General features: G+C 66.2%; 16 protein-coding genes. 8 read left to right on the top strand and 8 right to left on the bottom strand.

Annotated elements, in window-relative coordinates; all coding sequences use genetic code 11:
- The first annotated feature begins 43 nt into the window (after positions 1–43).
- From guaD to ACK5JE_RS03540, 3 genes are all read left to right on the top strand, one after another.
- Entirely contained in the window at positions 44–1,375 is a 1,332-nt protein-coding gene (gene guaD / locus ACK5JE_RS03550; protein WP_416800343.1) for a guanine deaminase, read from the top strand.
- A gap of 162 nt (positions 1,376–1,537) precedes the next feature.
- On the top strand, positions 1,538–3,034 hold the full coding sequence (locus ACK5JE_RS03545) for an AMP nucleosidase (protein ID WP_416800342.1): 1,497 nt from the start codon (positions 1,538–1,540) through the stop codon (positions 3,032–3,034).
- A gap of 145 nt (positions 3,035–3,179) precedes the next feature.
- Positions 3,180–3,728 carry a YaeQ family protein gene (locus tag ACK5JE_RS03540; RefSeq protein ID WP_416800341.1) on the top strand — a complete coding sequence of 183 codons (549 nt, stop codon included), beginning with the start codon at positions 3,180–3,182 and terminating at the stop codon, positions 3,726–3,728.
- Positions 3,729–3,814: 86 nt separating this feature from the next.
- Here the strand turns inward: ACK5JE_RS03540 and ACK5JE_RS03535 are convergent, their stop codons facing one another.
- The 5 genes from ACK5JE_RS03535 to ACK5JE_RS03515 all read right to left on the bottom strand — a co-directional run bounded on the left by ACK5JE_RS03535 (position 3,815) and on the right by ACK5JE_RS03515 (position 8,273).
- Entirely contained in the window at positions 3,815–4,564 is a 750-nt protein-coding gene (locus ACK5JE_RS03535; RefSeq protein WP_416800340.1) for a TSUP family transporter, read from the bottom strand.
- Between the two features lie 162 nt (positions 4,565–4,726).
- Positions 4,727–5,752: a DctP family TRAP transporter solute-binding subunit gene (locus ACK5JE_RS03530; protein ID WP_416800339.1), complete on the bottom strand. Its 1,026-nt coding sequence runs from the start codon at positions 5,750–5,752 to the stop codon at positions 4,727–4,729.
- 57 nt (positions 5,753–5,809) lie between these two features.
- Complete coding sequence (locus ACK5JE_RS03525; protein ID WP_416800338.1) at positions 5,810–7,108, bottom strand: TRAP transporter large permease; 1,299 nt, start codon at positions 7,106–7,108, stop codon at positions 5,810–5,812.
- Entirely contained in the window at positions 7,105–7,629 is a 525-nt protein-coding gene (locus ACK5JE_RS03520) for a TRAP transporter small permease (protein ID WP_416800337.1), read from the bottom strand. Before ACK5JE_RS03520 ends, ACK5JE_RS03525 begins: the two co-directional genes overlap by 4 nt.
- Before the next feature lie 173 nt (positions 7,630–7,802).
- Positions 7,803–8,273, bottom strand: coding sequence for an SET domain-containing protein (locus ACK5JE_RS03515; protein WP_416800336.1), 471 nt, complete (start codon positions 8,271–8,273; stop codon positions 7,803–7,805).
- Positions 8,274–8,432: 159 nt separating this feature from the next.
- Here ACK5JE_RS03515 and ilvB point away from each other — a divergent pair, with 159 nt between their 5' ends.
- The gene (gene ilvB, locus ACK5JE_RS03510) at positions 8,433–10,202 is read left to right on the top strand and encodes a biosynthetic-type acetolactate synthase large subunit (protein WP_416800335.1); all 1,770 of its coding nucleotides are present in this window, start codon (positions 8,433–8,435) and stop codon (positions 10,200–10,202) included.
- A 206-nt stretch (positions 10,203–10,408) separates the two neighbouring features.
- On the opposite strand, the gene ACK5JE_RS03505 is transcribed toward ilvB, so the two are convergent.
- Complete coding sequence (locus tag ACK5JE_RS03505; protein WP_416800334.1) at positions 10,409–11,491, bottom strand: tartrate dehydrogenase; 1,083 nt, start codon at positions 11,489–11,491, stop codon at positions 10,409–10,411.
- A 272-nt stretch (positions 11,492–11,763) separates the two neighbouring features.
- Between ACK5JE_RS03505 and ACK5JE_RS03500 the strand changes: the two genes are divergently transcribed.
- From ACK5JE_RS03500 to ACK5JE_RS03490, 3 genes are all read left to right on the top strand, one after another.
- Positions 11,764–12,744 (top strand): TRAP transporter substrate-binding protein, encoded by a 981-nt coding sequence (locus ACK5JE_RS03500; RefSeq protein ID WP_416800333.1) that lies wholly within the window; start codon positions 11,764–11,766, stop codon positions 12,742–12,744.
- Between the two features lie 75 nt (positions 12,745–12,819).
- Positions 12,820–13,308 carry a TRAP transporter small permease gene (locus ACK5JE_RS03495; protein WP_416800332.1) on the top strand — a complete coding sequence of 163 codons (489 nt, stop codon included), beginning with the start codon at positions 12,820–12,822 and terminating at the stop codon, positions 13,306–13,308.
- A gap of 15 nt (positions 13,309–13,323) precedes the next feature.
- A complete protein-coding gene (locus tag ACK5JE_RS03490; RefSeq protein WP_416800331.1) occupies positions 13,324–14,601 on the top strand; it encodes a TRAP transporter large permease in 1,278 nt (425 codons plus the stop codon).
- 449 nt (positions 14,602–15,050) lie between these two features.
- On the opposite strand, the gene ACK5JE_RS03485 is transcribed toward ACK5JE_RS03490, so the two are convergent.
- Positions 15,051–17,648 (bottom strand): DNA topoisomerase III, encoded by a 2,598-nt coding sequence (locus tag ACK5JE_RS03485; protein ID WP_416800330.1) that lies wholly within the window; start codon positions 17,646–17,648, stop codon positions 15,051–15,053.
- Between the two features lie 65 nt (positions 17,649–17,713).
- Between ACK5JE_RS03485 and ACK5JE_RS03480 the strand changes: the two genes are divergently transcribed.
- Positions 17,714–20,248: a GDYXXLXY domain-containing protein gene (locus ACK5JE_RS03480; RefSeq protein WP_416800329.1), complete on the top strand. Its 2,535-nt coding sequence runs from the start codon at positions 17,714–17,716 to the stop codon at positions 20,246–20,248.
- Between the two features lie 32 nt (positions 20,249–20,280).
- On the opposite strand, the gene gluQRS is transcribed toward ACK5JE_RS03480, so the two are convergent.
- Entirely contained in the window at positions 20,281–21,183 is a 903-nt protein-coding gene (gluQRS, locus tag ACK5JE_RS03475) for a tRNA glutamyl-Q(34) synthetase GluQRS (RefSeq protein WP_416800328.1), read from the bottom strand.
- Between the last annotated feature and the right edge of the window lie 10 nt (positions 21,184–21,193).

The raw sequence follows: 21,193 nt of genomic DNA, 5'->3' as shown, positions 1-21,193 counted from the left end.
AGGACGATGGCGGCCCAGGCGCCACGACAAAGGAGACTCGAAGATGGCCACCTCCCCATCTGCACCCGCCGGACAGCATCCCTCTGTCGGGCAGGCCTACCGCGCGCAGTTGCTGTATTTCCGCGACACGCCCAAGGCCGAGGATGATGCCTGCGAATGGATCCGTGACGGCCTGCTGGTCGTGCGTGACGGCTGCATCGAGCAGTGCGGCGACTACGACCGGCTGATCGGAGCGCTGCCCCCCGGCACGTCGGTTCAGGACTGGCGCGGCCACTTGATTACGCCGGGCTTTATCGACACGCACATCCACTACCCGCAGACGGACATGATCGCCTCGCCGGCGCCGGGTCTGCTGCCGTGGCTGGAAACCTATACCTTCCCGACCGAGCGGCGCTTCGAGAACCCGGAATATGCCCAGGATGTGGCGCGTTTTTTCCTGGACGAGTTGCTGCGTTGCGGCACCACCACCGCGCTGGTGTACTGCACTGTGCATCCGGGCTCGGCGCAGGCCTTCTTCGAGGAAAGCCACACGCGCAATCTGCGCATGGTGGCGGGCAAGGTCATGATGGACCGCAACTGTCCCGAATACCTGCGCGACACGGCTGAATCCGGAGCCCGTGACAGCGAGGACCTGATCCGGCGCTGGCATGGCAGGGGCCGCCAGTCGTATGCCCTGACGCCGCGTTTCGCGCCGACCTCCACCCCCGAGCAGCTCGGTCTGTGCGGCGAGCTGGCCGGTCGGTATTCGGACGTGTTCATCCAGTCGCACGTGTCGGAGAACCGCGACGAGGTGAAGTGGGTGATGGACCTGTTTCCCGGCTATCGCAGCTACCTGGACATCTACGACCAGTACGGCCTGCTTCGGCCCCGCGCTGTCTACGGACATTGTGTCTGGCTGGACGATGATGACCGTCGCCGCATGCGCGATGCAGGCGCCGTCGCCGCGCACTGTCCCACATCCAACCAGTTCCTGGGCAGCGGTCTGTTCGATTTCGCGGCGGCCAGGAATTTCGGCATGCCGGTGGCCCTGGCGACTGATGTGGGCGGCGGCTCGTCTTTTTCCATGCTGCTGACCATGAATGAGGCGCACAAGGTCGCGCGCCTGTCCGGCTACTACCTGACGGCGCGACGCATGTTCTGGCAGGCCACGCAGGGTGCGGCCAGGCACCTGGGCATGGCCGGGCGGATCGGCACGCTGGCGCCGGGCGCCGAGGCCGACTTCATTGTGCTCGATCCCAAGGCCACGCCGCTGCTGGAACGCCGCAGCGCCCTGGCCGACTCTCTGGAAGAACTGCTGTTCGCCCTGGCGATGCTGGGCGACGACCGGACCATCGCCGCGACCTATGCGGCGGGTCGGGAGGTGCACCGGCGCTGAGTCATTGTCCTGTCTGTCCGGTTGGCGATGCAGACATGCTGGACCGGATGTTGCCAGCCAGGCGCCTCAGCGAGGAGCGGCCGATGGATTTTCTGCGGGGATTGACAGCGCCCTTCATGTTCTGACGTGGCGCTGTCACGCAGACCTGCCATAATCAGGCGCATGGAAAAATTCATCGACACCGCGCGCCCGACCCGGCTGCCGCCGCTGATCCCGTTCTCCAGCTACGAGGACGCCGACGCGGCGGTCGACCGGCTGCTGGAGATCTACCGGCGCAATACCGCCTTCATCCGCGAGGCCTTTCGCGAATATTGTGTCGACGGCCTGGCGGCCGGCCAGCGGGTGCGCGCCTGCTATCCGGCGATCCGCATCCGGGTGCATTCCTACCAGGAAGTCGACAGCCGCCTGTCCTATGGCCATCTGGTCGAGCCGGGCGTCTACATGACCACGGTGACGCAGCCCGCGCTGTTCCACGACTACCTGCGTGAACAGGTGCGCCTGCTGCTGCGCAACCATGGCGTGCCGGTCGAGATCGGCGAATCGGACCTGCCCATCCCGCTGCATTTTGCCTTTCCCGAGGGTGAATACGTCGAAGGCGAATACTCCGAGATCCCCGGCCATACCCTGCGCGACCATTTCGATGTGCCGGATCTGGCGGTGACCGATGATGCCATCGTCAACGGCACCTGGGCTGGCCGTGCCAATCAGGCCCGGCCCCTGGCGCCTTTTACCGCGCCGCGCATCGACTATTCCCTGCACCGGCTGCAGCATTACACGGCCACGGCGCCGGCGCATTTCCAGGATTTTGTGCTGTTCACCAATTATCAGTTCTACGTGGACGGGTTCGTGCAGTGGGCGCGCGAGACCCTGGCCTCGGGCGAGGGGGGCTACACGGAGCTGATCGAGCCTGGCAACCGCGTCGTCACGCGGGGCACCCTGGACGAGGCTCGCGTGGGACCGGCGCCCTTGCCGCAGATGCCGTCCTATCACCTCAAGCGGCCGGGCCACACCGGCATCACCCTGATCAACATCGGGGTAGGGCCATCCAATGCCAAGACCATCACCGACCATGTCGCCGTGCTGCGGCCATCGGCCTGGCTGATGCTGGGGCATTGCGCCGGGCTGCGCACCACTCAGCGGCTGGGGGATTACGTGCTGGCCCACGGCTATGTGCGCAAGGACCATGTCCTGGACGACGATCTGCCCCTGTGGGTGCCGGTGCCGCCGCTGGCCGAGGTCCAGGTCGCGCTGGAACAGGCCGTGGCCGATGTTTCCGGCCTCTCCGGCTGGGAGCTGAAAAAGATCATGCGGACCGGCACGGTGGCCACCATCGACAACCGCAACTGGGAACTGCGCGACCAGCAGGAGCCGGTGCAGCGCCTGTCGCAGTCGCGCGCCATCGCCCTGGACATGGAATCGGCCACCATCGCGGCCAACGGCTTTCGCTTTCGCGTGCCTTACGGCACATTGCTGTGCGTGTCGGACAAGCCGCTGCACGGCGAACTGAAACTGCCGGGCATGGCGACCGCGTTCTACCGCACGCAGGTCGATCAGCACCTGCATATCGGTATCCGGGCGCTGGAACACCTGCGCGAGATGCCGGGCGAGCGCCTGCATTCGCGCAAGCTGCGCAGTTTCATCGAGACGGCGTTCAAATAGGGCCCCCACGCTGCGCGGGCTACGCCCGCTTGCTGCCCCCCGAGGGGGCGCTTTTTGCCTTGGGGCGTCCCGGCGGCAAAAAGAAGTGCTAATCACAGTAGACTTTCATTTTCGGCACGCTGCCGAAATAGGAACGAGAACCGCCATGGCCCTGCGCGCTACTATCTATAAGGCGGAAATCCATGTCGCGGACAACGACCGCGCCTATTACGGCAGTCATGCCGTCACCGTCGCCCGGCATCCGTCCGAGACCGACGAGCGCCTGATGGTGCGGCTGCTGGCCTATGCCCTGTGGGTCGAGGCCGACGAACGGCTGGTCTTCACCCGGGGCCTGAGCGACACGGACGAGCCCGATCTCTGGAACCTGGATCTGACCGGCGCGATCCAGCAGTGGGTCGAGGTCGGCCTGCCCGACGAGCGCCGCCTGCTGAAGGCCTGCGGCCGGTCCGGACGGGTGATCGTACTGGCCTATGGCCGGGGCGTGGACATCTGGTGGTCCGGGGTGCGCGACAAGCTGGGCCGGGCCGCCAATCTGCAGGCCTGGGCGCTGGATGCCGAGGCCACACGCGCCCTGACGGCGCTGGCCGGACGCAATATGAGCCTGAGCGTGAACGTCACCGACCGCAGCGCCTGGGTGTCATGCGAACACGGCGATGTGAACCTGGATCTGCGCTGCCTGCGCGGGGAGGGTTGACCACCGGCATTCGCCGGACCGGACGGTGCGGATGGGCGGTCGCGCCAAGCGTGGCATGCCGGGTCAGGCGCAGCCCGGCGCGGCATTCATTCCAGAAGCATTTTCATCGACACGATCAGCGCCATGGACACCATCAGGACGCGGATCAGCTGGTGGCCGCGTGTGACGGCCAGGCGCGCGCCAATGGTGCCACCGATCCACTGGCCGGCCAGCATCGGCAGGCCGAAGGCCCAGGCGATGTGGCCGCTGGCCGCGAAAAACAGGACGGAAGCCAGATTGCTGCACAGGTTCAGCAGTTTGGCGTGCGCCGTGGCCTTGACCAGATTGAAGCCCAGCAGCGTGACGCAGGAGATGGCCAGGAATGTACCGGTGCCGGGCCCGAAAAATCCGTCGTAGAAACCGATCAGCGGCGCCAGCGTGGCGGCATACAGGGCGGGCGTGATTCGTTGGGCGCGATCCTCGGCCCCGACGCGGGGCGCCAGCAGAAAATACAGCGCGAAACCGATCAGCAGGAAGGGGATCACCTGACGCAGCACATCACTCCCGATCTGCGTCAGGGCGATGCCGCCCGTCAGCGAGCCCAGGAATGTGGTCAGCATCATCCAGCGGCTGCGTTTCAGGTCGATCTGGCGCATGCGCAGGAAATGCAGCGTGGCGGCGGTCGACCCGGCAATGCCGCCGATCTTGTTGGTGGCAATGGCGGCTCCCGGCGGCAGGCCCACCGCCAGCAGCGCCGGGATGGTGATCAGGCCGCCGCCGCCGGCAATGGCGTCGACGATACCCGCCAGCAGCGCGACGAAGAACAGCAGGACGGTGACGTCGAAGGTGATTTCCATGGACAGGCGACAGGGCGGTGAACCGTCAGCATCATACGCTGTCGCGAAGGCCGTATCCTGCGCGCAGCGCCGCGCCGCGCATGAAAAAACGCCGCGTCCGACCGGACGCGGCGTACAGGAAGGAGCGGCATCGGGCCCCGGGTCAGGGGCCGCCCAGCGCGCTCAGCGCTTGGCAATGTCGGACTGGGCCTGTTTCACCAGGTCGGGGCCGATCTGCTTGGCCCACTTGTCGAACACCGGCCGGGTCGCCTTGGCGAAGGCGCCGATCTGTTCGGGCGACAACACGGTGACCTTGACGCCGTGGCCTTCGATTTCCTTGAGCAGGGAATCGTCGCTGCTGGTCACGCCTTTGCGGGCGATGACGATTTCGCGGCGGCCCGCCTCGATGGCGGCTTCACGCACGATCTTCTGGTCGGCTGGGGTCCAGGAATTCCAGACGTCCTTGTTGACCACGTAGATCAGGGGGTCGGCGACGTAATTCCACAGGCTCAGGTATTTCTGGCCGACGTCGTAGAGCTTGGCCCCGGCGTAGATGGACAGCGGGTTTTCCTGGCCGTCGACGGCGCCGCTGGCGAGCGCGGGCTGGGCATCGGCCCAGCTCATCTGGGTCGGGTTGGCGCCCAGGGCGGTGTAGATGTCGATGTACAGCGGTGAACCGACCACGCGCAGCTTCATGCCCTTGATATCCTCGGGGCTCTTGACCTCTCGCGAGGAATTGGACAGCTGGCGGTAGCCGTTCTCGCCCCAGGCGAGCGGCACCACGCCTTTCTTGGACAGGGTGTCGAACAGCTGCTCGCCGACCTTGCCCTGAGTCAGGGCATCGATGGCGGGATAGTCGGGCATCAGGAACGGCAGGGAGAACAGGTTCAGTTCCTTGACCTGCGGGGACCAGTTGATGGTCGAGCCGATGGCCATGTCGATCACGCCCTGGCGGATGGCCGTGAATTCGCGCGTCTGGTCGCCCTGCACCAGAGAGGTGCCGGGGTAGATCTTGATGTTGATGCGGCCATTGGTGCGCTCGCGCACCAGGTCGGACCAGATCACCGCCCCCTGTCCCCAGGGGAAGTTGGTGCCGACCACGATGGACAGTTTGTATTCGGACTTGTAGTCGGCCGCCTGGGCCGGCATGACCGCGGCCAGGGCCGTGAAGGCCAGGGCGGCGGCGCCGATGAAACGATTGAAACGCATGTCAGTCTCCTCTTTGAAAAATCAGTCTGGTTCGTGCGCAAATGAATCGGTCCGTGTTCAGTATCCCAGATAATGCGGCAGCCAGAGCGCGATCTGCGGGAAAATCACGGTCAGGACCAGGGTGCAGAGCATGCCGGCGACCAGCCACAGGACCCAGGGCACCGTGGTTTCCATGGGAATCCGGGCGATCTTGCTGGCGACCATCAGGTTGACGGCCACCGGCGGGGTGAACTGGCCCACCGCGACCATCAGCGTCAGCACCACGCCCAGCCACACCAGGTCCCAGCCGAAGGCCTGGGCGACTGGCTGGATCAGCGGCACGAAGATCAGAAAGATCGAAATCCCGTCCAGGAACATGCCCGCCACGATCAGCAGCAGGATCAGCAGCGTCAGCACGCTGTACTGTCCCAGGCCGGAGTGCACGATGGCCTGGGTGATCGGGTCGATGATCGACAGGGTGGACAGCGACCAGGCGAAAATCCCCGCCAGCGTGACGATCAGCATGATCACGGCGGACAGTTCTCCGGCCTCTCGCAGGATGATGAACAGGTCGCGCACACGGATGGTGCGGTGCACGAATAGGCCGATGAGCAGGCCGTAGAACACGGCGACCACGGCGGCTTCAGTGGGCGTGAAATAGCCCATGCGCATGCCGCCCAGGATGATGACGGGGGCGGCCAGGCCGGGGATGGCCTCGAACAGACTGCGCCAGAAAGGCGGCCGGGGTTCGGCTCGCGCCGCCTCGCCCATCTTGTGGCGCCGCGCCAACCAGACGGCCGGGATGATCAGCCCGAGGCCGGCCAGGATGCCGGGGAACATGCCTGCTGCGAACAGTGCCGGCACCGAGGCTTCCGGCACCAGGACCGAATAGACGATCATGGCGATCGAGGGCGGGATCAGGATGTCGGTGGCCGCGCCCGCCGCCACCACGCTGGCCGAATAGGCGCGTGGGTAGCCGGCGCGGTTCATGGCACCGATCATGATGGCGCCCACGGCGGCGGCGCAGGCCGGTCCGGACCCGGAAATTCCGCCCAGGAACATGGCGACGGTGATGGCGACGACGGCCAGCATGCCAGGGCCGTTGCCGGTGATCGACTGGGCCAGACGCACGAGCTTGGCGGCGACGCCGGAGCGGTCGAAGATCGAGCCCACCAGCACGAACATGGGGATGGCGAGCAGGGGGTATTTGGCCAGGCCGGCATAAAAACTCTGCGAGACCGCCATCAGGCCGAACCAGTGGGTGTCGGGGTTGGCCAGGGCGATAGCCAGCGTGCCGGCCGCCCCGAGGGCGATGCCCACGGGCACGCCGATGACCATCAGAACGGCGAACAGGCCGAACAACAGGGTGGGAATCATGTGTTCCCCCAGGCGCGTCGCAGCATGCCGGCCAGTCGCAGCGTGATGATCGCCGACAGGATCGGCAGCCACATGGAATACCACCAGGTGGGCACGCCGATGGCCGGTGAGGTATCGCCCCAGTTGTATTCGTCCAGGGACATGCGGCCCAGCAGGACGGTCAGACCGGCAAAAAACAGCAGTGACACGATGCTCGCGGCCAGGGCAAAGCGCCGCTTGCGCGCAGGGCTGCCGCCGTCGGCGAGCAGCTCGATGCGGATGTGCAGCAGGCGGACGAAAGCCGAAGAACTGGCGCTCATCGTGAGCACGATCAGCAGGAAGATGGAAATCTCCTCGGTCCAGGCAAAGGACTCCGCCGTCAGGTAGCGGACGATCACGTTGGCCAGGGTGATGCAGGCCAGGGCGCCCAGGGTCAGGACGGTCAGCCAGTCTTCGAAGCGCAGCGGGACGCGCAGGGGCGGGTCGGAGGGAGAGGCGTGTTCGGTCGGCTCGGAGGAATCGGCAACGTGGTCGTCTGACATGGAGCGGTCGGGGCGGAGGTGGCGAGAGTGACAGATAGCAACTCTGCATCCTACTGCGAAACGCCACATTTGCCAGTTGGGATGAGTACGGACACCGGGCAGTCCCTGCGGACTGCCCGGTGCCGGACGAATCCGAGCCGCATGCAGGCGGCGAGGTGGGGAAGGCCGCCGACTCAGCCCTTGTCAGGCAGTGCCAGCATCGTTCCCCGGCATTTGGACGCGCCGCAGCGGCAGCGGTAGTGGCGTTTCAGTGTGCGGGTGAGCGGCTCATCGATCACCAGGCCGTAGTCGTAGAGCAGTTCGGCGCCTGCCGGAATGTCCCGCAGCGCATAGATCGCCACGCGGGTGCCGGCTTCGTTCTCGCGCGCCTGGCAATTGGGCGCGCAGCCGTGGTTGATCCAGCGGGCATCATTGCCGCGCTGGCCGCCGTCGATCACCTGGCCGCTGCTGAGTGCGAAATAGAAGGTGTGGTAGGGGTCATCGGGGTTGACCGGCCAGCGGGCATCGGCCTGCTCGGCCGAAAGACGCCGGCCGCCGTAATCCAGGATCCGGGTGCCGGCGGGGATATCGCGCGCGGCGAAAACGCCGGTGCCATGCAGGGTCGAGACGCGCATGGTATGCCAGGGTGGACGATGGGAGGCCATGGGATGCGAACGAAAAGGGATAAACTGGACCCATTATAGAGATGCGCCGACGAGCCCAGGCATCTCGGACCCACGAATCCCGGCGGCAATCCCGCCGGGCGGTTCCGTGCGTGAGGCGCGGGCGCGACATCCCTCGATCTTCAGTACAGGTGAACTCCCGTGAATGCCCCTACCGCAGCCTCTGTCGCCGCTTCCGTGTCCGTTCTCGACCGCAATGGCGCCGAGGTGTTGCTGGATACCTTGATCTCCCTGGGGGTGGATACCGTGTTCGGCTATCCGGGCGGCGCGGTGCTGCCGCTGTACGACGCCCTGTATGCCGAGCCGCGCATCCGTCACATTCTGGTGCGTCATGAGCAGGCCGCCGTGCATGCCGCCGAGGGCTATGCCCGGTCCACCGGCCGTCCCGGGGTGGTCTTCGTGACCTCCGGTCCGGGCATGTCGAACACCACCACCGGCCTGCTGGATGCGCTGTGCGACTCGATCCCCGTGCTGTGCATCAGTGGCCAGGTGGCGACCAGCGCCATCGGCACCGACGCCTTCCAGGAATGCGATGCCGTCGGGATTTCGCGCCCGGTCACCAAATGGAATGCACAGGTGCGTCGTTCCGAGGACATCGCCGATCTGGCGGCCAAGGCACTGCGCCTGACGCGCGCCGGCCGTCCCGGCCCGGTGCTGCTGGATTTTCCCAAGGATCTGCAGATTGCCCGGGTGCCGCCGGAACACGCGGTGGCGGCTGTGGATCCCGAGCCCGCCGTCGAGTCGCTGGCGCCCGCGACGGAGGCCGCGCTCAAGCGGGCCGCCGCGCTGATCGCCCGCGCCCGCCGTCCCGTGTTCTATGGCGGCGGCGGCCTGATCAATTCGGGTGTCGATGCCTGCCACGCCTTTCGCGGCCTGGTGCAGGCGACCGGCGCTCCCTGCACGCTCACGCTGATGGGGCTGGGCGCCTACCCGGCCGGTGATGCACAGTTCCTGGGCATGCTCGGCATGCACGGCACGTTGCAGGCGAATCTGGCCATGCACCATGCCGACCTGATCGTCTGTGTGGGTGCGCGTTTCGATGACCGCATCACGGGCCGGCTGTCGGACTTCTGTCCGCATGCCGACAAGATTCACCTGGATATCGATCCGGCCTCGATCGACAAGGTCGTGCGCGCGGATGTGGCGCTGGTGGGGGATTGTTATCCGCTGCTGCGCGCCCTGCACAAGGAGCTGGGCCAGGCCGTGCTGGAATCCGGCCGGCTGGACGAATGGTGGCAGCGCATCTCCGTCTGGAAGGCGTGCGACTGCCTGAAATTCCCGCCCTCGGACGACACCATCCTGCCCCAGGACCTGATGCGGCGCATCGACGGCCTGCTGGCCGGCCGCGACGCCGTCGTGGCCACGGATGTGGGCCAGCACCAGATGTGGGCCGCCCAGTACATCCGCATCGACCGGCCCAACCGCTGGCTGACTTCCGGCGGCGCGGGCACCATGGGTTACGGGCTGCCCGCCGCCATCGGCGCGCAGATCGCGCATCCGGACAAGCCGGTGGTCTGCGTCAGCGGCGATGCGTCCGTGCTGATGAACATCCAGGAACTGGCCACCGCCGCGCAGCACCGCGCGCCGGTCAAGCTGATTCTGTGCAACAACGGGCACATGGGTATGGTGCGCCAGTGGCAGGAATTGATTCACGAGGGCCGCTACAGCCATAGCTACAACGCCTCGATCCCGGATTTCGTGGCGCTGGCGGGGGCTTTTGGCTGGGGTGCGGCGCGGGTCGAGCACCCGCGCGACCTGGATGCGGCGCTGGCCGCCTGCATGGCCCATGACGGGCCGTACTTTCTGGACGTGGCGGTGGTGCCGCTGCAGAATTGCTTCCCGATGATGCCGGCTGGCTATGGGCACCAGCAGGTGATGCTGTCCGAAGACACCTGGTACGTCGAGGAATAGCCCGGCGCCCAAGTCTCCTGGCCGCAGCGCAGGTGGCGGGCCATGCGCAACTGCCGGGCCCCAACTGCCGGGCCCCGTTGCGGGTCCAGACCGCCAGCAGGCGTCCCCGGTCTCGGGCGCAGGCATGGCCCAGGAGCCGTCGAACTGTTCGCCCATGCCCGTCTGCGCGGCGCGCAGGGCCGGGTCGATGCGCGCCGGGAGGCGGCTCAGGGCGCGCGGGCAATGTGATCGGCAATCGCCTGACCCATCTCGGCGGTGCGTGCCGTGCCGCCCATGTCAGGGGTCCGGGGGCCATCGGCCAGTACGGTCTCGATGGCCTTCAGAATGGCGTTGGCGGCCTGCTGCCAGGCAGGCTCTCCCTGGCCAAGGTGTTCGAGCATCATGGCGGCCGACCAGATCTGCCCGACCGGATTGGCGATGCCCTGGCCGGCGATGTCCGGGGCGGACCCATGCACGGGTTCGAACAAGGAGGGGTACAGATGGTCCGGGTTCAGGTTGGCCGATGGAGCGATGCCGATCGTTCCGGTGCAGGCCGGCCCCAGATCGGACAGGATGTCGCCGAACAGGTTCGAGGCCACGATCACGTCGAAGCGGTCGGGGTGGCGCACCATGTGGGCGCAGAGGATGTCGATGTGGAACTTGTCCCAGGTCACGGTGGGGTATTCCTGGGCAATGGCCTTCAGGCGCTCGTCCCAGTAGGGCATGGTGATGGAGATGCCGTTCGATTTTGTGGCGGCCGTCAGGTGCCGTTCGGGTCGGCGCGCCGCCAGCTCGAAGGCGAATCTCAGGACCCGGTCGACCCCGGTGCGGGTAAAGACGGACTCCTGGATGACGAATTCGCGGTCCGTGTTCGGGAACATGCGTCCGCCCAGGCTGGAGTATTCCCCCTCGGTGTTCTCGCGCACCACCAGGAAGTCGATGTCGCCCGGTTGACGATTGGCCAGCGGGCTGGGTACGCCGGGCATCAGCCGGGCAGGACGCAGATTCACGTACTGGTCGAATTCGCGACGGATGGTGATGATGGAATCCCAGACGGCGACATGGTCCGGGACCTTGTCGGGCGCGCCCACGGCACCGAACAGGATGGCGTCGTGCCCGCCGATGCGGTGCTTCCAGTCGGTGGGCATCATGCGACCCTCGCGCAGGAAATGGTCGCAGCCCCAGTCGAAGGACTCGAAGTCCAGATCCAGACCGAACCGGACGGCGGCCGATTCCAGCGCGCGCAGGCCTTCCGGCATGACCTCCGTGCCGATGCCGTCGCCGGGAATCACTGCGATTTTTTGGGTCATGCCGGTTCTCTGGTGGGGTGAAAGCGGTGCCAGGCCGTGTCGTCGGGCCTGCGCGTCGTCCAAGTGTACTGTCTGGCCGGTCCGGTGCGTACAGAGGGTATTTCATCTCTGTGATAACCCGGACCCAGGCGCGGTTTCCATTGCGAGCCTGCCGGACTTCATGTTAGAACACCATGGCTTTGGTGCTTTGCGCGCAGCGTGATTCTGACGGCTCGCGCCCGGGCCGCGGGCGCGGCCGGACAACATTCATATCAGATTCGGGAGACGACACCATGTTTCAAGCAAAGAAATTCGCAGGATGGCTCGCCGCGGCGGCGCTGGTCGGCATGACGGCGACTGCGCCGGCGCTGGCACAGACCACGCTGAAGATGGCGTACGCGCTGTCCGAGAACTCGCATTATGGCGCGGGCGCCGCCGCCTTCGTCAAGGCCCTGGGCGCCAGCGCGCCGGACTTCAAGGTGCAGCAGTTCCCCAACAGTGCGCTGGGCGGCGAGCGCGAGGTCATCGAGGGCCTGCAGCTGGGCACCATCGATCTGGCCATCGTGTCCACGGGCGCCACGCTGAATTTCGTGCCACAGACCGGGGTGTTCGACATTCCCTTCCTGTTCCGCGATCTGGCGCATGCGCGCAAGGTGCTGGACGGCAAGATCGGCCAGGACATGCTGGCCGAGTTCCCCAAGCGCGGCCTGGTGGCCCTGGCCTGGGGCGAGCAGGGCTTTCGCCATCTGACCAACAATGTCCGTCCGGTCAAGGAGCCCGCCGACATCAAGGGCCTGAAGATCCGCACGACGGAAAATCCCATCCATATCGCCGCATTCAAGGAACTGGGCGTGCTGGCCACGCCGATGGCCTGGCCCGAAGTCGCCACCGCGCTCCAGCAAGGCACCATCGATGGCCAGGAAAACCCGCTGTCGGTGATCGTGTCCGTGAAGATGTGGCAGCTGCAAAAATACCTGTCGTTGACGGCGCATGTGTATGGTCCGGCGCTGATCCTGATGTCGCCCTCCGTGTATGACGGTCTGGACGACGCCGGCAAGGCCAAATTCAAAGAGGCCGCCGCCGCAGGCGCCAAAGCCATGCGCGCCTATGTCGACCAGGTCGAGAAGGACGGCATCGAGACCCTGAAATCCAATGGCATGCAGGTCAACACGGTGGATCACGCCGCCTTCGTCAAGGCCGTCCAGCCGGTCTACCCGCAGTACTACAAACAGTTCGGCAAGGAACTGGTCGATGCCATCCGCGATACGCAGTAAAGCCATGAGCGCGCCGGGCCGCCCCAAGCGCGAATTCCCCCTCGGGGGGGCGGTGCGCAGCGCCAAGGGGGCAACATGCGTTTACTCGGCTTGATCGACCGGGGCCTGTCCCGGCTGGTGTCCTGGGTTGCCCAGGGCCTGCTGTGGTCCGCCGTGGGCGCGGGCTTCTATCAGGTCCTGGCGCGCTTTGTCCTGGAATCGCCTTCGGCCTGGTCCGAGGCCTGGACGCGGGCCGCCATCATCTGGGCCGTGATGCTGGGGGTGGCCCTGGCGTTCCGCCGGGGCGCCATGCTGGGCGTGGATCTGCTGCACAACCTGCTTGCCCCGCATCGGGCGCGGATCCTGGAGCACCTCGTCCTGCTGATCGTGGTCGGATTCCTGGGGTTCCTGATCTGGATCGGGATCGACATGACCTGGCGCGTCCGGTTCCAGTCCACGCCCAGTCTGGGGGTCTCCATTTCATGGATCTACCTGTCCATTCCTGTGGGGGCGATGCTGTCCCTGCTTGCCGCGCTGGCCTATTGGGCCGAAGGCCCCCGGCGCGTCCACATTGAAACCATCTGACCGGGGAATTGCATCATGTCGCAGCTGATGGTTGTTTCCATGCTGCTGTTTTTCGGCCTGACCGTGCCGGTCGCCGTGTCGATCGGCCTGGCTACCATGGTCGGCGTCGGGTTCGACGGTCACATGACCTGGCTGGTGATCGCGCAGCAGCTTTACGCTGCCCTGGACAAATATCCCCTGGTCGCCGTGCCCTTCTTCATCCTGGCGGGCAACCTGATGGAGGAAGGCGGCATCTCCGAGCGCATGGTCGAGTTCGCCAAGAGCGTGGTGGGCGGCGTGCAGGGTGGGCTGGCCTGCAGCTGCGTGCTGACCTGCATGATCTTCGCGGCGGTGGCCGGATCCAGCGTGGCCACCACCTTCGCGGTGGGGGCCATCCTGATCCCCGCCATGGTCAAGCATGGTTACCCGGCGCCTTTCGCGGCTTCGCTGCAGGCCTCCGCCGCGGAACTGGGCGTCATCATTCCGCCGTCCATTCCGATGATTCTGTATGCCGTGTCCACCGATACGTCGGTGGGCGAGGTCTTCATCGCCGGCATCGGCCCCGGCGTGCTGATTGTCGTCGCGCTGATGGCGTATGTCTGGCTGTACGCGCGCCGCAACGGATTGGGCAGGCACGACGGTGACGGCCGCCTGCCGGTCTGGACGGCTTTTCGCAAGGCCTGGTGGGCACTGCTGATGCCGGTCATCATCCTGGGCGGGATCTACGGCGGGATCTTCACCCCCACCGAGGCCTCGGCCGTGGCCGTGGTGTATGCACTGTTCGTGGGCATTTTCATCTATCGCCGGCTGACCTTCGCGACGCTGGGGCGCACGTTTCACCGCTCCGTGGTGTCCACGGCGATCATCATGTTCATCATCGCCAACGCGGGCGTGTTCGGCTTTCTGCTGAATCGCGCGGGTGTGCCGATGATGCTGGGCGAATGGCTCAGCCACCTGTTCGACAGCGGACTCACCTTCCTGTTGGGCGTGAACATCACCCTGTTCTTCATCGGCATGTTCATCGAGACGTCCGCATCCATCGTGGTGCTGGCGCCTCTGTTGTTGCCTGTGGCGGTGCAGTTCGGTGTCGACCCGGCGCATTTCGGGGTGATCATGGTGGTGAATCTGGCGCTGGGGATGGTGACGCCGCCCTTCGGCGTCAACCTGTTCGCCGCCTGCACGGTGGCCAAGGTGCCCATCGAGCGCCTGATCCGGCCACTGCTGCCTTTCGTCGGCGTGGTGGTGGTCTGCCTGATGGTGATCACCTACTGGCCCGACCTGTCGCTGACCTTCCGTGATCTGGTGTACCGCTGAGAGATGTCGATTGACAGCGGTGGTATCGTCCTGGGTACAACCGCTGCCTTGACCCCTGAAACCGGTGCTGCAACAGCGCCCCGAATGAATGGCATGGTCCGGTGCCAGATCGAGCACCGGCTGCAGGCCTTGCAGCGTCTGGCCATCCAGAGCTTCGCGCCTTCGGTATTCTCGATCCATAGCCCCAGGACCTCGCGGGTACCATCGCTTTCTTTAGAGCATCATGAACGTGTCTTGGACCGCCTCGGGCGTCATCGGGCCGGTCACCGGTTCATCAAGCAGCTGCTTGGCGCTGGCCGGCAAGGTGCCCGTCAAGCGGAAACCAGAGGGATCAGCGCGTCATGTCGTGGCTGGTGGGCATCCGGGCGTATGCCTCGGAAAGCCGGGTCGTGGTCGGCCTGGGTTCGAGCTGAAAATCCGCGCCAGCAGCTGAGCGGCCGGCGCGGAGGTCAGAAGGCCGGACCGTCGTCCTCGTGAGACCCGGTCCGGGCGGGGACTTTTTTGGCTGCCGTCTTTTTGGCGGCGGTCTTGCGGACGGATTTCTTGGCGGCTGTCTTTGTCGCGGACTTGGCGGCTGTCTTGGCCCCCGCCTTGGCCGGTCGCGGTTCGAATTCGAAACCGACCTTGCCGTCGGCCTGACGCACCAGGAAGGCTTTGAACTTGCGGTTGGTGCGGCTGGATACGAAGCCGTCGAGCAGGTCGGTCTTGCCGGTGTCCAGCAGCTTGCTCATCTGCGCGGCGGGGATTTCCTGTTGCAGGATGACCTTGCCGCTGCGGAAGGTGCAGGTCTTTTCCGACCCCACAGCACGTTCGCAGACATAGTTCATGCCGTGCTCGAAGACGTGGCCGCCGCATTTGGGGCAGGCGCCCAGCGGCGTATGGCCGGAGAAATCCACGGGTTCGGCATCCTCGTCCTCGCGTTGGCCGAAGTCGAATTCCAGCTTGTATTCGTCGGTGATGCGCAGCACGGCGGCAAAGGGCCTGCCCATCTTGCTGATGAAGCCGGTCAGCGGGCCCAGCGTGCGCTTGTCCAGCAGTTCCTCGACCTCGGCGATCTCGAAGGTGCGTCCGCCAGGGTGCTTGCCGATGGAGAAGTCACAGGCCGTGCAGGCGTAGCGGCGGTAGTTTTCCTTGACCACGCCGCCGCATTTCGGGCAAGGAGTCTGGAGGGTGGCGTAGTCGCCGGGCACGGTGTCGCGTTCGTATTCCTTGGCGCGCTTGACGACGACCTGAGTCATCTGGGCGATCTCGCGCATGAAGGACTCGCGATCCAGTTGACGCTGTTCCATCAGCTTGAGCTTGTGCTCCCATTCGCCGGTCAGCTCCGGCGAGGTCAGTTCGCTGACGCCCAGGCCGGCCAGCAGGGTCATCAGCTGGCGGGCCTTGGCGCTGGGGATCAGGTCGCGGCCTTCGCGGCGCAGGTAGCTTTCGTTGAGCAGGCCTTCGATGATGGCTGCGCGCGTGGCCGGGGTGCCCAGGCCGCGTTCGGACATGGCCTCGCGCAGGGCCTCGTCATCCACCAGTTTGCCGGCGCCCTCCATGGCCGACAGCAGCGTGGCCTCGTTGAACCGGGCGGGCGGCTTGGTCGCCAGGCCGCGCGCCTCGATGTCCTCGGTGCGCACGCGCTCGCCGTCGGCCACGGGGACCAGGGAGCCGTCCTCGCCCTGGGATTCGCGGCCATAGATGGCCAGCCAGCCGGGGGAGACCAGGACCTTGCCCTCGGTCTTGAAGTGATGGCCCGAGACCTGGGTGATGCGGGTCGTGACGCGGAACTCGGCCGCCGGAAAGAACACTGCCAGGAACCGGCGTGTCACCAGTTCGTAGATCTTGAATTCGGCATCGCTGAGCTCGCGCGGCACCTGCAGGGTCGGGATGATGGCAAAGTGATCGGAGATCTTTTTGTCGTCGAAGATGCGCCGGTTGGGTTTGACCCAGTCCTGCTTGACGACCTGGGCAGCGTAGGGCCGTACCGAGCGGGCGACACCCGATTCGCTGTCGGCCAGGGTGCGCATGGTCTGCTGTACGGTGCCGACATAGTCCTGGGGCAGGTAGCGCGAGTCGGTTCGCGGGTAGGTCAGGGCCTTGTGGCGTTCGTACAGTGCCTGTGCCAGGGCGAGCGTGGTCTTGGCGGAGAAGCCAAAGCGTGAGTTGGCCTCGCGCTGCAGGGTGGTCAGGTCGAACAGGGCCGGAGACAGTTGCGTGCTGGGCTTGGATTCCTCGGACACGCTGCCCGGTTGTGCGCGGCAGGCGGCGACGATGGTCTGCGCGGTGGTCGCCGACCACAGGCGCGAGTCGCGGGCGTCGGCGTCCTGATCGTTCTTTTTGAAGTCGGGGTCGAACCAGCGGCCTTCGTACAGGCCGGTGGCGGCAACGAAAGTGGCGTGGACTTCCCAGTAGTCGCGCGACACGAAGCGGCGGATGCGGTCCTCGCGCTCCATCACGATCGCCAGCGTGGGCGTCTGGACGCGGCCGACGGGGGTCTTGAAGAAACCGCCGTCCTTGCTGTTGAAAGCGGTCATGGCGCGGGTGCCATTGATGCCGACCAGCCAGTCGGCCTCGGCGCGGGACCGGGCCGCGGCTTCGAGGGGTTTCATGGTGACGTCGTCGCGCAGGTTGGCGAAGGCCTCGCGGATGGATGCCTGGGTCATGGAACGCAGCCACAGCCGCTGGATGGGTTTTTTGACCCCGGAATACTGGATGATGTAGCGAAAGATCAGTTCGCCTTCACGGCCCGCGTCGCAGGCGTTGATGACGCCGCCGACGTCCTTGCGCTTGAGCAGCCTGACCAGCAGCTTCAGCCGTTCTGCGGAGCGCTTGTCGGTCGGTCCCAGCTCGAACTGGGGGGGGATGACCGGCAGGTGGGTGAAACTCCATTTGCCGCGTACCGGGTCATTGGGGGCAACCAGACTGAGCAGGTGGCCGACACTGGAGGACAGCACGTACTGCTCGCTTTCGAAGTAGTCGCCTTCCCGGGTAAATCCCCCCAGCGCCCGTGAGATATCCAGGGCAACCGAGGGTTTTTCAGCAATAATCAGAGTTTTAGTCATGTGGGTCCAGTGGCGGCCGTCTTTCGGGCCGCATTAGCGCGGATCATACGAGGGGGCTTCACGCCATGCAAGTCGTCAGTCTCGCATCGCCAGCCCATGAGGCCGATTCGTGGCGCAGGCATCTGGTCACGGGCCTTGGTTCGCTGGCGGTCGTTCTGGCCGGCGCCGCCCTGGTGTTTTGGGTGGCGGCGAACTGGCCCCGGATGACGCCGGACGCCCGTCTGACGGGTGTCCAGGGGACATTGGCGCTGCTCGTCGTCCTGGTGGCCGTCCTGGCTCGACGCGGCAGTCGCTGGGCGGGGCCATTGGCCGGTCTGGCCGCCCTGGCGACGGGCGCGCTGCTGGCTCTCATGGGCCAAATATATCAAACCGGCGCCGATACCTGGGAGCTGTTTCTGACCTGGGCCGTCCTGATGCTGCCTTGGCTGGTGGCGATCCGGTCCGCGTTCCTGGCGCTGTTGTGGGTGGTGTTGCTGAATCTGGCGCTGCGCCTGTTCATCGATTCTCTGCCGTTCGACTGGTCGGCGCCGCTGCCATCGATCCCCGTGGAGATCTTGTCGCTGGGGCTGAATGGACTGCTGCTGGTGCTGGCGGAGTGCCTGCTGCCGATGTTGCGGGATCCCTGGCGGCTGGTCCGGCGGGTGCTGGCGGGGGCAACGCTGTTCTGGGCGGTGTGGGGCGTGTTGGTGAGCGTCGGGTGGCTTACCTCGGACGATTTGAACCTGCAGGCATTGTCGCTGGTGTTCCTCCCTCGCTGGGCTCCGATCCTGGTCGTTTATGGCGTTTATACGCGCTGGCGCCGCGATCCGGTGGTGGTGGCCATGGCGCTGTTGGCGGGAATCCTGATGGCGGAATTCATGGTGATTCCGTGGTTCGATGTGTGGGAGCAGCCGGAGATCATGCTCCTGATTCAGGCGCTGCTGATTCTGCTGCTGGGGTTCTGGGCGGCACGGCGCCTGCTGCGCCTGCGGTCGGCGATGTCGTTGCCTGCGCCGGCGCATCCGGCCCTGGCGGAGCGGGAGGATGCGGAACTTGTGCCGGCGGCGGGTCGTATCGATGCAACCCGTACACCCTGGTATGTGACGGCGTTGCGGATCGGCTTCCTGGTGCCTGGCCTGCTCCTGTTGGGCGGCTGGGTGGTGGTCAGTTTCGAGCTGGATTCTTTTTTCGATGCCCTGGTCGCCGGTCTGATCCTGATGGTGTCCGGCCTGTGGCTTGGCCGGACGGCGGGTCCGGCGTTCTGGCGGGAGGTGGGCGCAGTGCTGGCCATCCTGGGTGTGCTGCTGGCGGGCGTGATCGGGCTTTGGTTGATGGCGGATGCGACCGGGTGGGAGATTCCCTTGTTGATCCTGCTGACGTCGGGGGCCGTGGCCTATGCGGGGGCGCGTCAGTTCATCGTGCGTCTGGCGGTGGCCGGCGTGACCCTGTCAATGGGGTACTGGCTGCTGGTTCCCGAGGATTTTCTGTTCGCTTTCGGCGATAGCCCGGAGGTTTTTCGGGCGGGAGGCCTGAGCCAGATCTTGTTATTGCTGGTGGGCGCGGCTGCCTGGGTCCGGTCCATGACGCCGGCGCGCTGGGCGCGCTGGCGGCCCCTGGCCTGGGCTGCCCTGTCGGTGGCGGCCTTTCGGGCCATTCTCCTGTCCTTGCTGGCGCAGGAATTCATCTTGTCCAGGACATGGCCGATCCTTGCCGCGCTCTTGGTCAGCGCGTTGCTGCCGGGATTGTTGCTGGGGGGCTGGATGTCCACGATCCGGCCAGCCCTGCCGGTCAGGCTGCGCCTGGGCGTGCCGGCGGCTTGTTGCGTGGCGGGTCCGGGGTGGATGTTCTCGCCAGTGTGTTCCGTGGCCCTGACCGGTCTGGTCCTGGGACGCTGGGCGCATCACCGGCCGGCGCAGGGGCTTTCGGTTCTGCTGGGGCTGGGGGGGCTGGTGCTGTATTACTTCGATATTCAGTCAGGCACCTTGATCGGCAAGGCGACGACACTGGGGCTGACGGCGATCTGGCTGTTCATGCTGGCGCTGTGGCTCTGGGTGCGGTGGCGGTGGTCGACCGGATCGGTCCGACCCGTCGTTCGTCGTCATTGGGCGCTGCCTGTCTGGCTGCTGGCGGGGGGCGTGCTGACGCTGGGCGTGGTCCAGGCCCGGGTGCATCACTATCAAACCATCCTGTCCCAGGGCCAGCCGGTCCTGCTGGCCCTGGCGCCGGTGGATCCCCGCTCCCTGATGCAGGGGGACTACATGGATCTGGATTATGCCGTGCGTCGTCAGGTGGATGTCTGGCTGAACAGTGAGGCGGGACTGCCACTGCAATTCGAGCTGAAAGCCGCGGGGCACGGCTGGCTGCTGCTGCGACCCGATGCGCAAGGCGTCGGGCAACTGGCGGGCGTCTCGGTCGAGAAGCCCCCGGCCCTGTCGGACGATCACGTTGCGTTGGCCGTGCGCTGGCGGGATGGGCGGCTGGATTGGGGGGCCCGCAACTGGTTCTTTCCCGAGGGCCAGGGGGACCGCTATGCAAAGGCCCGGTATGGGAGGCTGCGAGTGGCGAAAGATGGCACGGCCCTGTTGTCCGGCCTGCTCGACGAGCAGCAGTCGCCGCTCTAAGGATGAACAGGCCCCTGTGGGCGTGGGCTGCGTCAGGCGCGATCCTTCGGGCCGGGACCGGGACCAAAACGCCGCGCCCAGCAGGTGATGGCCTCGGGCCAGAAGGCGTGCGGGGTCGCGACGGGTAGCGGCTCGAACCCCAGGGCTTTCCAGGCCGCCTGCAGGCAGGCCAGAGGCCGGGATACGTCCAGCGCAGGGGCGTGGTTCTGCTTGGACAGCTTGTGGCCGGTCGCGTTCAGGATCAGCGGGACATGCAGGACGCGCGGCATGGGCAGGTCCAGGGCGCGCGCCAGCTGCCGCTGGCGCGCCGTGGAGTCGAGCAGATCGGCGCCGCGCACCACGTCGGTGACACCCTGGGCGCCATCGTCCACCACCACCACGAGCTGATAGGCCCACAGGCCGTCGGCCCGGCGGATGATGAAGTCGCCGACTTCGGCGGCCACATCCTGGGATTGCGGACCCCGCCAACGGTCCGTGAAGGTCTCCACGCCGGGTTCGGCCAGGAAGCGCCAGCTGCGGGTCGGGCGTTGCGCATCCGGCCGGATGCGGGCGCCTGGCCGGCAGGTGCCGGGATACGGGCCGGACGGCAGTTCACGCCGCATGCAGGCGCAGCCGTAGACGCGCCCGGCAGCCCGCAGGCGGGCGAACGCTTGCGTGTACAGGGGGTGGCGTTGCGTTTGCCTGACGGTCTCGCCGTCCCAATGCAGGCCCAGTGTCTCCAGTTGCTGGAGGATGATGCGGTCGGCGCCGGTCACGGTGCGGGGCTCGTCGATGTCCTCGATGCGCAGCAGCCAGCGGCCCCGATGCGCCCGGGCATCCAGATAGCTGGCCAGGGCCGCGACCAGGGATCCCGCGTGTAACGGGCCGCTGGGGCTGGGCGCGAAACGGCCCACGTAGGGAGCATGGCCGGGGATGGCCGGAAGCGGGGCGGGCATGCGGCTAGGA

Origin of the sequence: Castellaniella sp. (assembly GCF_047971665.1) — a bacterium.
Taxonomy (GTDB): Bacteria; Pseudomonadota; Gammaproteobacteria; order Burkholderiales; family Burkholderiaceae_B; genus Castellaniella.
Note: the sequence above shows the minus strand (reverse complement) of the source record. Positions and strands in the feature narration are given on the sequence as shown.